Source organism: Catellatospora sp. NPDC049133, from assembly GCF_040648455.1.
GTDB lineage: Bacteria > Actinomycetota > Actinomycetes > Mycobacteriales > Micromonosporaceae > Catellatospora > Catellatospora aurea.
In genome coordinates this window covers 431,113-443,798 of sequence record NZ_JBEZDT010000001.1, presented here as the reverse complement: position 1 = coordinate 443,798, position 12,686 = coordinate 431,113, and the positions used below count along the sequence as shown (strand labels likewise).

Annotated in this window: 11 protein-coding genes and 1 pseudogene; 7 read left to right on the top strand and 5 right to left on the bottom strand. The window is 70.5% G+C overall.

Going from position 1 to position 12,686, the window contains the following annotated elements:
• The first annotated feature begins 34 nt into the window (after positions 1 to 34).
• Positions 35 to 427: a VOC family protein gene (locus AB0B35_RS02045; protein WP_361039551.1), complete on the top strand. Its 393-nt coding sequence runs from the start codon at positions 35 to 37 to the stop codon at positions 425 to 427.
• A gap of 6 nt (positions 428 to 433) precedes the next feature.
• On the opposite strand, the gene AB0B35_RS02040 is transcribed toward AB0B35_RS02045, so the two are convergent.
• The 3 genes from AB0B35_RS02040 to AB0B35_RS02030 all read right to left on the bottom strand — a co-directional run bounded on the left by AB0B35_RS02040 (position 434) and on the right by AB0B35_RS02030 (position 2,270).
• A complete protein-coding gene (locus AB0B35_RS02040) occupies positions 434 to 1,114 on the bottom strand; it encodes a DUF6082 family protein (protein ID WP_361039549.1) in 681 nt (226 codons plus the stop codon).
• A gap of 74 nt (positions 1,115 to 1,188) precedes the next feature.
• Positions 1,189 to 1,395: a DUF397 domain-containing protein gene (locus AB0B35_RS02035; protein ID WP_361039546.1), complete on the bottom strand. Its 207-nt coding sequence runs from the start codon at positions 1,393 to 1,395 to the stop codon at positions 1,189 to 1,191.
• A gap of 11 nt (positions 1,396 to 1,406) precedes the next feature.
• Positions 1,407 to 2,270 (bottom strand): helix-turn-helix transcriptional regulator, encoded by an 864-nt coding sequence (locus AB0B35_RS02030; protein WP_361039543.1) that lies wholly within the window; start codon positions 2,268 to 2,270, stop codon positions 1,407 to 1,409.
• A 189-nt stretch (positions 2,271 to 2,459) separates the two neighbouring features.
• Between AB0B35_RS02030 and AB0B35_RS02025 the strand changes: the two genes are divergently transcribed.
• Together AB0B35_RS02025 and rsgA are read left to right on the top strand one after the other, a co-directional pair.
• Complete coding sequence (locus AB0B35_RS02025; RefSeq protein ID WP_361039540.1) at positions 2,460 to 2,657, top strand: hypothetical protein; 198 nt, start codon at positions 2,460 to 2,462, stop codon at positions 2,655 to 2,657.
• 190 nt (positions 2,658 to 2,847) lie between these two features.
• On the top strand, positions 2,848 to 3,906 hold the full coding sequence (rsgA, locus tag AB0B35_RS02020) for a ribosome small subunit-dependent GTPase A (RefSeq protein ID WP_361039537.1): 1,059 nt from the start codon (positions 2,848 to 2,850) through the stop codon (positions 3,904 to 3,906).
• A gap of 134 nt (positions 3,907 to 4,040) precedes the next feature.
• On the opposite strand, the gene AB0B35_RS02015 is transcribed toward rsgA, so the two are convergent.
• The gene (locus AB0B35_RS02015; RefSeq protein WP_361039535.1) at positions 4,041 to 4,712 is read right to left on the bottom strand and encodes a hypothetical protein; all 672 of its coding nucleotides are present in this window, start codon (positions 4,710 to 4,712) and stop codon (positions 4,041 to 4,043) included.
• Positions 4,713 to 4,918: 206 nt separating this feature from the next.
• Positions 4,919 to 5,662 (bottom strand): 3-oxoacyl-ACP reductase family protein, encoded by a 744-nt coding sequence (locus tag AB0B35_RS02010; protein WP_361039532.1) that lies wholly within the window; start codon positions 5,660 to 5,662, stop codon positions 4,919 to 4,921.
• A 116-nt stretch (positions 5,663 to 5,778) separates the two neighbouring features.
• Here AB0B35_RS02010 and AB0B35_RS02005 point away from each other — a divergent pair, with 116 nt between their 5' ends.
• The 4 genes and pseudogenes from AB0B35_RS02005 to uvrC all read left to right on the top strand — a co-directional run bounded on the left by AB0B35_RS02005 (position 5,779) and on the right by uvrC (position 12,500).
• Positions 5,779 to 6,369: a TetR/AcrR family transcriptional regulator gene (locus AB0B35_RS02005; protein WP_361039529.1), complete on the top strand. Its 591-nt coding sequence runs from the start codon at positions 5,779 to 5,781 to the stop codon at positions 6,367 to 6,369.
• Positions 6,370 to 6,718: 349 nt separating this feature from the next.
• A pseudogene (gene uvrA / locus AB0B35_RS02000) lies at positions 6,719 to 9,553 on the top strand (excinuclease ABC subunit UvrA); the annotation flags it as partial.
• Between the two features lie 342 nt (positions 9,554 to 9,895).
• A complete protein-coding gene (locus tag AB0B35_RS01995) occupies positions 9,896 to 10,360 on the top strand; it encodes a Rieske (2Fe-2S) protein (RefSeq protein WP_361039527.1) in 465 nt (154 codons plus the stop codon).
• Positions 10,361 to 10,463: 103 nt separating this feature from the next.
• On the top strand, positions 10,464 to 12,500 hold the full coding sequence (uvrC, locus tag AB0B35_RS01990; protein WP_361039524.1) for an excinuclease ABC subunit UvrC: 2,037 nt from the start codon (positions 10,464 to 10,466) through the stop codon (positions 12,498 to 12,500).
• The last annotated feature ends 186 nt before the right edge of the window (positions 12,501 to 12,686 follow it).

The window sequence follows — 12,686 nt, the reverse complement described above, 5'->3', positions numbered from 1 at the left end:
CCGGGGGCGGTAGCGTCGCTGGTGGGAGGTCGAGATGTCGGGTGCAACGGTGATTCCCACGCTGCGCTACCGCGACGCGGTGGCCGCGATCCGGTTCCTGCGGGACGCTTTCGGGTTCCGGGAGGTGCTGGTGGTGCCGGGCGCGGACGGCACGGTCGCGCACGCCGAGTTGACCCACGGCACCGGCATGGTCATGGTCAGCTCGACCACCGACGGCGGGGACGGCCGCACGCCGTTCGAAGCCGGTCCGGCCTGGCTGTACGTGATCGTCGAGGACGTCCAGGCGCACCACGACAAGGCCGTGGCCAACGGTGCGGAGATCGTCTCGCCGCCGAAGGCGGAGGAGTACGGCGGCAGCAGCTACACCGCCGCCGACCCCGACGGCAACCAGTGGACGTTCGGGTCCTACCGGCCCGAGGGTTGGTGAAGTACGTCAGCTCTTGTGCCTGCCGACCTGGAGCGGCTGTTCGGCCGGATCCGTTCCGGGCGCAGCCGCGCTCTCTGTGTTCGCGGTCGCTTTGCGGTATTCGTCGTCGACGATTGCCACGAATTCGCGAGTACGCCTCGACCCGCGAAGTGCCCTGCGATACGGGCCGGCCACATGCCAATAGCGTCGACCTGGGTCACGCTTGAACAAGGCGGCGGTAAGTTGCCGCAACTCATCCTCGGGTAGTTCGTCCACCTTGTGGAGCATCGACCAGAACGACACGATCTGGTTGACATAAACGTGCTGACGGTGTTCGTCGTGGCTGTAGGACGGGGGTACCACCTCACCCCAGCACTCCAGCAGCGACGGGTCGTCGAAGGCCATCGCGTACAGATTGAGATGGAAACTCCGGCGCGTCTGTTCGCGGTTCAGCTTGTTGTCGCGAGCCTGCATCATCAACGAGACGGCCACGCCGCCGAGCGTCAGGGCGCCGATCAGGGTCGCTATCGCTCCGAAGGTTTCGGCGACATCGCTCATCCTGGCCCAGTCGGTGTTCGGCATGTCGCCGAGATAGCTGAGAGCGAACGGTGTCGCGAGAAGTAGGACCATGGTTGCCGTCGACAGGAGAACGGCGACGGCAACCCGGCCATAGGGTGATCTGAAAGTGCCACGAAGACCCAGTCGCACATCGACTCCTCTGACTCGCGGTAATCGCTTGTCCGAGAGGGTATCGATCGATGTCTAGTGTGGGCGATGGTTGGTCAGCGGTCGAACTCGCCCGCCTTGGTGCCCTCCAGGAAGGATCGCCAGTCACTCAGGGAGAAGAGTAGGACGGGCCCGACCGGGTGCTTCGAGTCGCGCACTGCCACCGATGTCTGGACCTGTGCGACTTCCACACAGTCACCCTGGGCTGCACCACTGCGGGTGCTTTTGCGCCACCCAGCGCCTGACAGGTCGACATCGCGCATAGGTCGTCTCCTCAAACATGCTCAGCAAGACTCTGCGCAACGGCGAGGATCCGTTGACGTGACAGTTGTGGACTGAGCGCCGCCGCACAGAGATGGTCGAAAACTAGGCTATATCGTGCGATATCGCGCGTGTCATCCAGGTAGACGGTTCCACCGAAGCCTTCGAGGTAGACGGTGTCCGGGTCGCGGTGATCCGGAAAGCGCATGACCCTGAACGTGCCGGTCATGGCCTCGTACTCGCCGTGCTCAAACGGCAGGACCTGCACGGTGATGTTCGGCCGCTCGCATGCCGCCGCCAGCGCATCCAGCTGATCTTTCATGGTCGCCACGCCGCCGATGTGGCGGTGCAACGCTGCTTCGTCGAGTACCACCCAGAACTCCGGCGGATTCGGCCGGTACAGGATTTCCTGCCTTGTCAGCCGAATGCCGACCCGGCGCTCCACCTCCTCGTCCTCATCCGGGCTGGCCGTTCGAATCAGCGCGCGTGCGTAGTCCTCTGTTTGCAGAAGTCCGGGTATCAGCGTCAGCTCGTTGCCTCGAATCGATGCTGCTTCGGATTCGAGCTGAATCAGCTTCAAATACGGGTGGGTGAGTTCGCCATACTGAAGCCACCAGCCGCCCCGGCGCTTGGACTCGCGGGCCAGCTCGATCAGCTCCTCGCGCTGGCCGGCGTCGTCGAGGCCGTACAGGTCCAGCAGCACCAGCAGGTCGCTGCGGCGTACGCCGACCTCGCCGTTCTCGATGCGGCTCAGTTTCGAGGGGGAGCAGTCGAGGGCGGGGCCGACCTGCTGGTGGGTCATGCCGGCGCGTTCGCGCAGCTCCCGCAGGGCCACCCCGAGGCGGCGGCGGCGTAGCGAGGTGCCCGAGGTCGCCACGGCCCTCCTTCGACCTGATCATCCATTGCCGACAGTGCGAGGAACAGTCTGCTGCCGTCCCGTCGGCTCAGGCAAGGGGACGCCACGAGCGGGCGATCTGGAGACTTCTTCGCGCGCCGGGTTGCAACTTGCATCTCGCGCGTGCACTGTGGAGTCAGAGCCCTGGTGACGGTTGTGCCGGGAGGCGACGTGCACACTGGACGCATCACTGACGCGCAGGCGGCGGGATACCGGCGGATGCTGCGCGACCACCTGCCCGATCCCGGGGCGCCCGGGGCCGCCTGCCGGCTGTGCCACCGCCCCGGCTGCGCCGACTACCACTACGCGTACCGCACCCTGCTCGTGGCCGGGCGGTCGACGGCGGTGGACGCGCCACCCGGAGAATGACCCGGCCGGGTGACGCCCGAAATCGCGTGGCCCGGCCCCGGCGGCACGCGTACCGTGGCAGCGAAGGTGAGGACAGCTCGCCACGATGACTTCGAGGGAGGTGGCGACATGTCTGTCGAGGTATCCAGCACGCCACCCTCCCGGATGGCGTGACCCCCGTTCCACTCGCGCATCCATGACAAGGAATCCGATGACAGTCTCCCTGTCGTCCCTCGGCTGGGACGACCACTTCGCATCCGCGTACCCCCTGTTCGACCGGCCGGACCACGTGCCGGGCCGGGTGGTGCGCGCCGACCGCGGCGTCTGCACGGTGCTGACCGCCGCCGGCACGGCCCGGGCCGGGCTCGGCGGGCCAGCCATGATCGCGGCCGCGGCCGACCCGGTCGCGCTGCCGTGCGCCGGTGACTGGGTGGCGCTGCGGCACTGGCCGGACAACCGCACCACCATCGAGGCGGTGCTGCCCAGACGCAGCGCGATCGTGCGCCGCACCGCCGACAAGGACGCCACCGGCCAGGTGCTGGCCGCCAACGTCGACACCGCCGCGGTGATCGCCTCACCCGACCCGCTGCCCGAACCGTCGACCATCGAGCGCCTGCTCGCGCTCGTCTGGGACTCGGGCGCGCGGCCACTGCTGATCATCACCAAGGCCGACCTGGTCGCCGACCCGGACGCGCTGGCCGATCAGCTCGCCGAGCTGGCCCCGGGCGTCGAGGCGATCGCGGTCAGCGCCGAACACGGCACCGGCCTGGACGCGCTGCGCCCCCTGGTCGCCCACGGCCGCACCCTCGGACTGGTCGGCGCGTCCGGAGCGGGCAAGTCGACGCTGGTCAACGCCCTGATCGGGGCGACCGTGATGCAGACCCAGGCGATTCGCAAGGTCGACGGCAAGGGCCGGCACACCACGACGTACCGCGCGCTGGTGCCGGTGCCCGGCGGCGGGGCGGTGCTGGACACCCCCGGCATCCGCGCGGTCGGCCTGCTCGACGGCGAGCAGGGCCTCGACCGCACCTTCGCCGACATCGTCGCGCTGATCGAGCAGTGCCGCTTCCACGACTGCGCGCACGAGAGCGAGCCCGGCTGCGCGGTGCGCGCGGAACTGGCCGACGGCGGCCTGTCCGCGCGCCGCTGGGAGAGCTGGTGCAAGCTGCAACGCGAGCTCGCGTTCGAGTCCCGCCGCGCCCGCGCCCGCCGCACCGGCCGCGGCGGCCCCGCCACCCGCCCCGCCCACTGGAACTTCCGCTCCCGCTGACGAGACACCCCCGCACGCCGACCCGGACCGACGTCCGGCCGGGCGGCGTGCAGTTTCGGGGAAACTGCGGCTATCGGCGCACGGATTCGTGCAGTTTCCTGGAAACTGCGGCGGTGCGAAGATCGGGGGCGGGGTCAGGGCAGGTTGATGAGGGGGGCCGCGCCGGGGGCGGGTTCGAGGCAGTAGTAGTGGTAGAGCTTCTCGACGTAGGGGCCAGGGCAGTCCTGCCAGGTGTTCTCGATGCTGGTGATCACCGCGTCGTGGTCGCCGTCGCAGCGGACGAAGTCCGCGCTGTCGACGTGCAGGACGCGGTCGAACTTGACGCAGCCGCCCACCACGTCGAGTTTCTCCGCCGACGGCAGGTCGGCCAGCGCCACGAACGCGATCACGGCGGCCAGGACGGCGGGGGCGAACCAGGACTTGAACCGGTGGAACACCGGTCGGGTCGGCAGCAGCGGTGCCAGGTTCGACTCGGGTTGCCCCGGGCGGGGGACCGGCTTGTCCAGGGCGAGCACGGTGCGCCGGCCGATCAGGTTGCGGATCAGGGCCAGCGGCGCGAGCACGAACGAGACGGGGCTCCACAGTCCGCTGGTGATCGTCTCGGCGGTGGCGTCGCGCATCTTGGCCAGGCCGCAGTCGCGGCAGAATGGACCCTGGATCCGGTTGAAGCGCACGTAGAGCACCAGACCGACGTGCCGGTAGAAGGTCACCTCGGTGGCGGGAACGTGGCCGCAGACCACGCAGTCGGGCTTGGCCGGCCCCGTCTCGGGCCGGCCGGTGAGCTGCGAGTCGATCAGATCCGTCACGATCGCGAATGGTATGCGCTGCTGAGGGCCTACGCACACCCGTATTCGGACATCGGTCGAAGGCGGGCGGCAGTGCGCGTCGCGCTCGGCTCGGGCCTGCCGGGGCGTGATCGCCGTTTCAGGTCACTTTCCGAGGTGCGACCGCAGCCGCAGATCATGACCGGAAACAGCGATCTTCACGGAGCCCGGCAGGCCCCGGCGGTGGGTCAGGCGAGGAAGCCGCCGTCGATGTCCAGCGTCGCGCCGGTGACGTAGCCGGCCTCGGGGCCGGCCAGGTAGGCGACCGCGGCCGCGACCTCGTCGGCGGTGCCGTAGCGGCCGACCGCGAGCGCGGGCAGCAGCGCGCCGGACATCGGCCCGTCGGCCGGGTTCATGTCGGTGTCGACCGGGCCGGGCTGTACCGTGTTGACGGTGATGCCGCGCGGGCCGACCTCGCGGGCCAGGCCCCGGGTGAAGCCCGCGACCCCGGCCTTGGTCAGCGCGTACAGGCTGCCGCCCGCGAAGGGCATGCGGTCGGCGTTGACGCTGCCGATGGTGATGATCCGGCCACCCTCGCCCAGGTGGCGCAGCGCCGCCTGGCTGGCGTGGAACACCGCGTGCAGATTGACCCCCACGGTCTGGTCGTACACCTCGTCGGTCAGCTCGCCGATCGGCCCGAACCCGACCACGCCCGCGTTGTTGACCAGGATGTCGAGCCGCCCGGACCGCCGCGCGACCTCGTCCACCACCCCGCGCACCGCGTCCCGGTCGGCCGAGTCGGCCCGTACCGCGTACGCCGTGCCGCCTTCGGCCTCGATCTCCTTGACCACCGTCGCGGCCGCGTCGGCGGAGGACTGGTAGGTCACCGCCACGGTGGCTCCCTCGCGGGCCAGGCGGCGGGCGATCCCCGCGCCGATGCCGCGCGACCCGCCGGTCACCAGGGCCACCTTGCCGTTCAGTTGCTGCGTCATCACTCACTCGCTTCCTCGTTCGAATTCTTGAGTACTCATTCAATATGGCACCGGGAGCCGAGGTTTGCCACGTGATATATTGAACATTCACTCAAAAAATTGCCGGAGGTGGCGAGATGGCGGTGGGCAGGCCGCGGGAGTTCGACCTCGACCGGGTGCTGGGGGCCGCGCTCGACGTCTTCTGGGCCAAGGGCTACGAGGGCACCACGATGGCCGACCTGACCGTGGCCACCGGGCTGAAGCCCGGCAGCGTGTACGCCGCCTTCGGCTCCAAGGCCGGCATGTTCTCCCAGGTGCTCGACCGCTACGAGGAGTCGGTCTTCCAATACGCCCGTGACGCGGTCAGGGAGCGGACGGTGCGCGAGGTGGTCCGGCACTGGCTGGAGGGCGTGGCACGGGCCACCACCGGCCCGGACACCCCGCCGGGCTGCCTGCTGGTGCACGGCGCGCTGGCCGCCGGGGACGGCGCGGCCGCCATCCGGGCCGAGCTGGCCCGCCGCCGTGACAGCGGCGAGCAGCTCCTGGTGACGCGGCTGGAGCGGGCGCGCGCCGAGGGCGACCTGCCGGCCTCGGTCGATCCACAGGCGGCGGCGGGCTTCGTCTTCGCGCTGTCCTCCGGGCTCGCGGTCGACGCCGCGGGCGGCGCGGACCGCGAGCGGCTGCTGCGCACCGTCGAGCTGGCCCTGCACCGGCTGCCCTGGGAGTGACCCGCGACGGGGTCGGCCGAGCCGGGGGTGACCGGCGCCACCCGGGAATCGGCGACGGGCGTCGCTCTGTTCACACTCCTGGGTGACCAGCTCGGGGGGCTCCCGTGCGCCGAACGGGTGGTTCGGGCCGCCTGCGGCGGCTCGCGGGACAGCCGCGAATCGCCGGGTTAGCACGTGTGTTCGTGGCGCGAAACGAGAATGTCGGGGGCCGGGGCTAGAGTTGCCCAGGCACGCGACTGCACTGCGTGCTGAGCGTGTCGTGCTGCCCCGACCCATGCCCTGAGCTGGGCCGTCGCCGTGGCGGACCGCCCGAAGACATCGCCGAAAGACCGTGTGGGGAGAGCCTCCTGTGAGCGACCGACTGATCATCCGTGGGGCGCGCGAGCACAACCTGCGCGATGTGAGCCTGGACCTGCCGCGCGAGGCGATGATCGTGTTCACCGGGCTGAGCGGCTCCGGAAAGTCGAGCCTCGCCTTCGACACGATCTTCGCGGAGGGGCAGCGGCGCTACGTCGAGTCGCTGTCGTCGTACGCCCGGCAGTTCCTGGGCCAGATGGACAAGCCCGACGTCGACTTCATCGAGGGCCTGAGCCCCGCGGTCTCCATCGACCAGAAGTCGACCTCGCGCAACCCGCGCTCGACCGTGGGCACCATCACCGAGGTGTACGACTACCTCCGCCTGCTCTTCGCCCGCGTCGGCCAGCCGCACTGCCCCGTCTGCGGCCACCTGATCAGCCGGCAGAGCCCGCAGCAGATCGTCGACCGGGTGCTGGCCATGGCCGAGGGCACCCGCTTCCAGGTGCTCGCGCCGGTGATCCGCGGCCGCAAGGGCGAATACCTCGACCTCTTCTCCGACCTGCAGAGCAAGGGCTTCGCCCGGGTACGGGTCGACGGCGTGGTGCACCCGCTGGGCGAGGTGCCGAAGCTGGCCAAGCAGAAGAAGCACGACATCGAGGTGGTCGTCGACCGCCTCGCCGTCAAGGAGAGCTCCAAGCAGCGGCTCACCGACTCGGTGGAGACCGCGCTGGGCCTGGCCGGCGGCATCGTGATCATGGACTTCGTCGACCTGCCCGAGGACGACGAGCACCGCGAGCGCAAGTTCTCCGAGAACCTGGCCTGCCCCAACGAGCACCAGCTCGGCATCGAGGACCTGGAGCCGCGGGTCTTCTCCTTCAACTCGCCGTACGGCGCGTGCCCGGAGTGCACCGGCCTGGGCACCAAGAAGGAGGTGGACCCGGAGCTGGTCATCCCCGACCCGGAGAAGAGCCTCGGCGAGGGCGCGATCTCCCCGTGGGCGGGCGGCCAGACCCAGGAGTACTTCTCCCGGCTGCTGGAGGCCCTCGGCGAGGAGAACGGCTTCGACATGGACACCCCGTGGCGGGCCATCACCGCGCGGGGCCAGAAGCTGATCCTGCACGGCGCGGAGAACCAGGTGCACGTGCGCTACCGCAACAAGTACGGCCGCGAGCGCTCGTACTACTCCGGCTTCGAGGGTGTGATCCCGTGGCTGGAGCGCCGCCACTCCGACACCGAGAGCGAGTGGTCGCGGGAGAAGTACGAGGGCTACATGCGGGAGGTGCCGTGCTCGGTCTGCTCGGGCACCCGGCTCAAGCCCGAGGTGCTGGCGGTGACCCTGGACGGGCGCAACATCGCCGAGCTGTGCGCGCTGTCGGTCGGCGAGGCCGCGGTGGTGCTGGCCGGGCTGGAGCTGGACGACCGGCAGCGCTTCATCGCCGAGCGGGTGCTCAAGGAGATCAACGCCCGGCTGCGCTTCCTGGTCGACGTCGGCCTGGACTACCTGTCGCTGAACCGGCCGTCGGGCTCGCTGTCCGGCGGTGAGGCCCAGCGCATCCGGCTGGCCACGCAGATCGGCTCCGGCCTGGTCGGCGTGCTGTACGTGCTGGACGAGCCGTCGATCGGCCTGCACCAGCGGGACAACCACCGGCTGATCGAGACCCTGGTGCGGCTGCGCGACCTGGGCAACACCCTGATCGTGGTGGAGCACGACGAGGACACCATCCGCACCGCCGACTGGGTGGTGGACATCGGTCCGGGCGCGGGCGAGCACGGCGGGCGCATCGTGCACAGCGGGCCGTACGACAAGCTGCTGGTCAACGAGGAGTCGGTGACCGGGGCGTACCTGTCGGGCCGCAAGGAGATCGCGACCCCGGCGCACCGCCGACCGGCGACCCCGGGCCGCGAGCTGACCGTCGTCGGCGCGCGCGAGCACAACCTGCGCAACGTGTCGGTGGCCTTCCCGCTGGGGCAGTTCATCGCGGTCACCGGCGTGTCCGGGTCGGGCAAGTCGACGCTGGTCAACGACATCCTGTACACGGTGCTGGCGAACCAGATCAACGGGGCGCGCATGGTGCCGGGCCGGCACACCCGGGTCACCGGTCTCGAGCACGTGGACAAGGTCGTGGGTGTGGACCAGTCGCCGATCGGGCGCACCCCGCGCTCGAACCCGGCGACCTACACCGGCGTGTTCGACAACATCCGCAAGCTGTTCGCCGAGACGACCGAGGCGAAGGTGCGCGGCTACGGGCCGGGGCGCTTCTCGTTCAACGTCAAGGGCGGGCGCTGCGAGAACTGCGCCGGCGACGGCACGATCAAGATCGAGATGAACTTCCTGCCCGACGTGTACGTGCCGTGCGAGGTGTGCAAGGGCGCCCGGTACAACCGGGAGACCCTGGAGGTGCACTACAAGGGCAAGACCATCGCCGAGGTGCTGGAGATGCCGATCGAGGAGGGGGCCGAGTTCTTCCAGGCCATCCCCGCGATCCACCGCCACCTCAAGACGCTGGTCGACGTCGGCCTGGGCTACGTGCGGCTGGGCCAGAGCGCGCCGACCCTGTCCGGCGGCGAGGCGCAGCGCGTGAAGCTCGCCTCCGAGCTGCAGAAGCGCTCCACCGGGCGCACCGTGTACGTGCTCGACGAGCCGACCACCGGCCTGCACTTCGAGGACATCCGCAAGCTGCTGCTGGTGCTGCAGGGACTGGTCGACAAGGGCAACACGGTGATCGTGATCGAGCACAACCTCGACGTGATCAAGTCCGCGGACCACCTGATCGACATGGGCCCCGAGGGCGGCCACCGCGGCGGCACCGTGCTCGCCACCGGCACCCCGGAGCAGCTCGCGGCCGTCGCGGAGAGCTACACCGGCCAGTTCCTCAAGCCGATGCTCGCCGCGCACGCCCCCGCCCCGGTCACCCCGCCCCGCGCCCGCAAGGCCCGCACCAAGGCCGCCGTGGCCTGACCCGGCCACACCCCGCACGACCCGTCCCGGCGACCACCTCCGCGGTCGCCGGGACTTTCCGCGCGCCCCGTCGCCGCGTGCGTCCTGCCAAGATCGCCCGACTTGCCTGGCAAGTGGGCGAAAGCGGGCTCAAGATACGCCCAGGTGCCGGGCAAGTTGGGCGATCTTGTTGGCGCTGGGTGAAGAAAATAGTTGAACTCGCAGCTAAATTTCAGAACGGGCCGCTAGGTTGATCCAGAGAAAACCTCACCTACACCTGGAAGGCCTCTCATGAGTGACGTGACGACCTCCGGCGCGACCTCGCGCCGGGTCCTGCTGGCCTCCGCGGGCGTCGTCGGCGCCGGTGCGCTGCTCGCCGCGTGCGGCTCCGAGGCCCCGGCGACCGAGCCGACCGGCGGGGCGACCGACCAGGGCGCCCCCGGAGCCAGCGGCGCGGCCGTCGGCGCGGGCACGGTGCTCGGCAAGGCCGCGGACATCCCGGTCGGCGGTGGGGTGATCTTCAAGGAGCAGGGCGTCGTCGTCACCCAGCCCACGGCGGGCCAGTACGCCGCCTTCAGCGCGATCTGCACCCACCAGGCCTGCCCGGTGAGCCAGGTGGAGGCCGGGAAGATCAAGTGCCAGTGCCACTTCAGCGAGTTCTCGATCACCGACGGCTCGGTGCTCCAGCCGCCCGCCCCCCGCGCGCTGGACAAGAAGGAGATCAAGGTCGAGAACGGCGAGATCAAGCTCGCCTGAGCATGCCCGGCCCGCCGGGCTGCCGGATCTCATGTGGACCCGCGTCCGGTCCCCGGATTGCGGGCCGGGAGGCGTGTCGGACTGATCGTCTAGGCTTGGCGGCGTGGCTGATCCGTCCCAGTACCGGCCCGCGCCGGGCACGATTCCCGACGCGCCCGGTGTGTACCGGTTCCGCGACGAGCAGGGCCGGATCATCTACGTCGGCAAGGCCAAGAGCCTGCGCAGCCGGCTGAACTCCTACTTCGCCGACGTCTGGACGCTGCACCAGCGCACCCAGCAGATGGTCACCACCGCGGCCGGCGTGGACTGGGTCGTGGTCGGCACCGAGGTCGAGGCGCTCCAGCTGGAGTACTCCTGGATCAAGGAGTACGACCCCCGCTTCAACGTGAAGTACCGCGACGACAAGTCGTACCCGTACCTCGCGGTCACCCTCGACGAGGAGTATCCGCGGCTGCTGGTCATGCGCGGGGCCAAGCGCAAGGGCGTGCGCTACTTCGGGCCTTACTCGCACGCCTGGGCCATCCGGGAGACCCTCGACCTGCTGCTGCGCATCTTCCCGGCGCGCACCTGCTCGGCCGGGGTGTTCAAGCGGGCCGGCCAGATCGGGCGGCCGTGCCTGCTCGGCGACATCGGCAAATGCTCCGCGCCGTGTGTCGGCCGGGTCAGCGCCGCCGAGCACCGCGGCATCGTCGAGGACTTCTGCGACTTCATGGCCGGGCGCACCGACACCATGCAGCGCCGCCTGGAGAAGCAGATGCACGAGGCGTCGGCGGCGATGGAGTACGAGCGCGCCGCGCGCCTGCGCGACGACCTGATCGCGCTGCGCCGGGCCATGGAGAAGCAGTCGATCGTGCTGTCCGACGGCACCGACGCCGACGTGGTCGCCTTCGCCGACGACCCGCTGGAAGCCGCGGTGCAGGTCTTCCACGTACGCGACGGGCGGGTGCGCGGCCAGCGCGGCTGGATCGTGGACAAGACCGAGGAGCTGAGCATCGGCGACCTCGTGCACCACTTCTGCACCCAGATCTACGGCGGCGAGACCGGCGAGGCCGACGTGCCCCGCGAGCTGCTCGTGCCGGAACTGCCCGCCGACGCCGACGCGCTGACCGACTGGCTGTCGCAGCACCGGGGTTCGCGGGTGACCATGCGGGTGCCCCAGCGCGGCGACAAGAAGACGCTGATGGAGACCGTCGCGCGCAACGCGCTGCAGGCGCTGGCCCAGCACAAGCTGCGCCGGGCCGGTGACCTCACCGCCCGCAGCAAGGCCCTGGAGGAGATCGAGGACGCGCTCGGGCTGGCCGCGGCCCCGCTGCGGATCGAGTGCTACGACATCTCGCAGATCCAGGGCACCGACGTGGTGTCCAGCATGGTCGTCTTCGAGGACGGCGTGCCGAAGAAGTCCGACTACCGGCGCTTCATCATCAAGGGCGCGACCGACGACGTTTCCGCGATCAGCGAGGTGATGCGGCGGCGGTTCGCCCGCTACCTGGCCGAGGGGCCGGTGGACCCGACCGAGGAGGCCGCCGCCGGCCGGCCGAAGCGCTTCGCGTACCCGCCGCAGCTGGTCGTGGTCGACGGCGGTGCGCCGCAGGTCAACGCCGCGGCCGCGGTGCTCACCGAACTGGGCGTCACCGACGTGGCCATCTGCGGCCTGGCCAAGCGGCTGGAGGAGGTCTGGCTGCCCGACGACTCGATGCCGATCATCCTGCCCCGCACCGCCGAGGGCCTCTACCTGCTCCAGCGGGTCCGCGACGAGGCGCACCGCTTCGCCATCCGCTTCCACCGCGAGCGGCGCTCGGCCCGGATGACCACCTCCGACCTCGACAGCGTGCCCGGCCTGGGCGAGATCCGCCGCAAGGCCCTGCTGCGCCACTTCGGCTCGCTCAAGCGCCTGGCCGCGGCGAGCGTCGACGAGATCGCCGAGGTCCCCGGCATCGGCCCGCGCACCGCGGTCGCGGTGCTGACGGCGCTGGGCGTGTCGCCGGAGGCGGCCCCGGCGGCAGCCGCCACGCCCACCACGGAGGCTGTGCCCACGCCGCCGGAATCGGCGCCGGTGGCGCCCGCGCCGACGGTGCCGCAGGCCACGCCCGCCCCGGGTGCGGCGCTGGCCACGGCGGAGGAACCGGGCACGCCTGGCTAGGATGTTCTCTCGTTGCCGACATCCTTCGGCAACGTGCCCGCCCGCCGCCTGAGGTTCGCTGGACCCGGTGGCCGTCGCGGGCGGCCGCCCCGGCAGGCGGCGACGACAGCAGTGGGGGCACACGTGAGCGTGGACACACCGGCCCGGCGCAGTACGCCGGGCGAGCGCGGTGAGCAGCAGGGCGAG

Coding starts and splice junctions, on each gene's coding strand:
- AB0B35_RS02010 (WP_361039532.1), bottom strand. CDS start 5,662: ATGACGCAGCAACTGAACGGCAAGGTGGCCCTGGTGACCGGCGGGTCG.
- AB0B35_RS01995 (WP_361039527.1), top strand. CDS start 9,896: ATGAGTGACGTGACGACCTCCGGCGCGACCTCGCGCCGGGTCCTGCTG.
- AB0B35_RS02045 (WP_361039551.1), top strand. CDS start 35: ATGTCGGGTGCAACGGTGATTCCCACGCTGCGCTACCGCGACGCGGTG.
- rsgA (WP_361039537.1), top strand. CDS start 2,848: ATGACAGTCTCCCTGTCGTCCCTCGGCTGGGACGACCACTTCGCATCC.
- AB0B35_RS02005 (WP_361039529.1), top strand. CDS start 5,779: ATGGCGGTGGGCAGGCCGCGGGAGTTCGACCTCGACCGGGTGCTGGGG.
- AB0B35_RS02035 (WP_361039546.1), bottom strand. CDS start 1,395: ATGCGCGATGTCGACCTGTCAGGCGCTGGGTGGCGCAAAAGCACCCGC.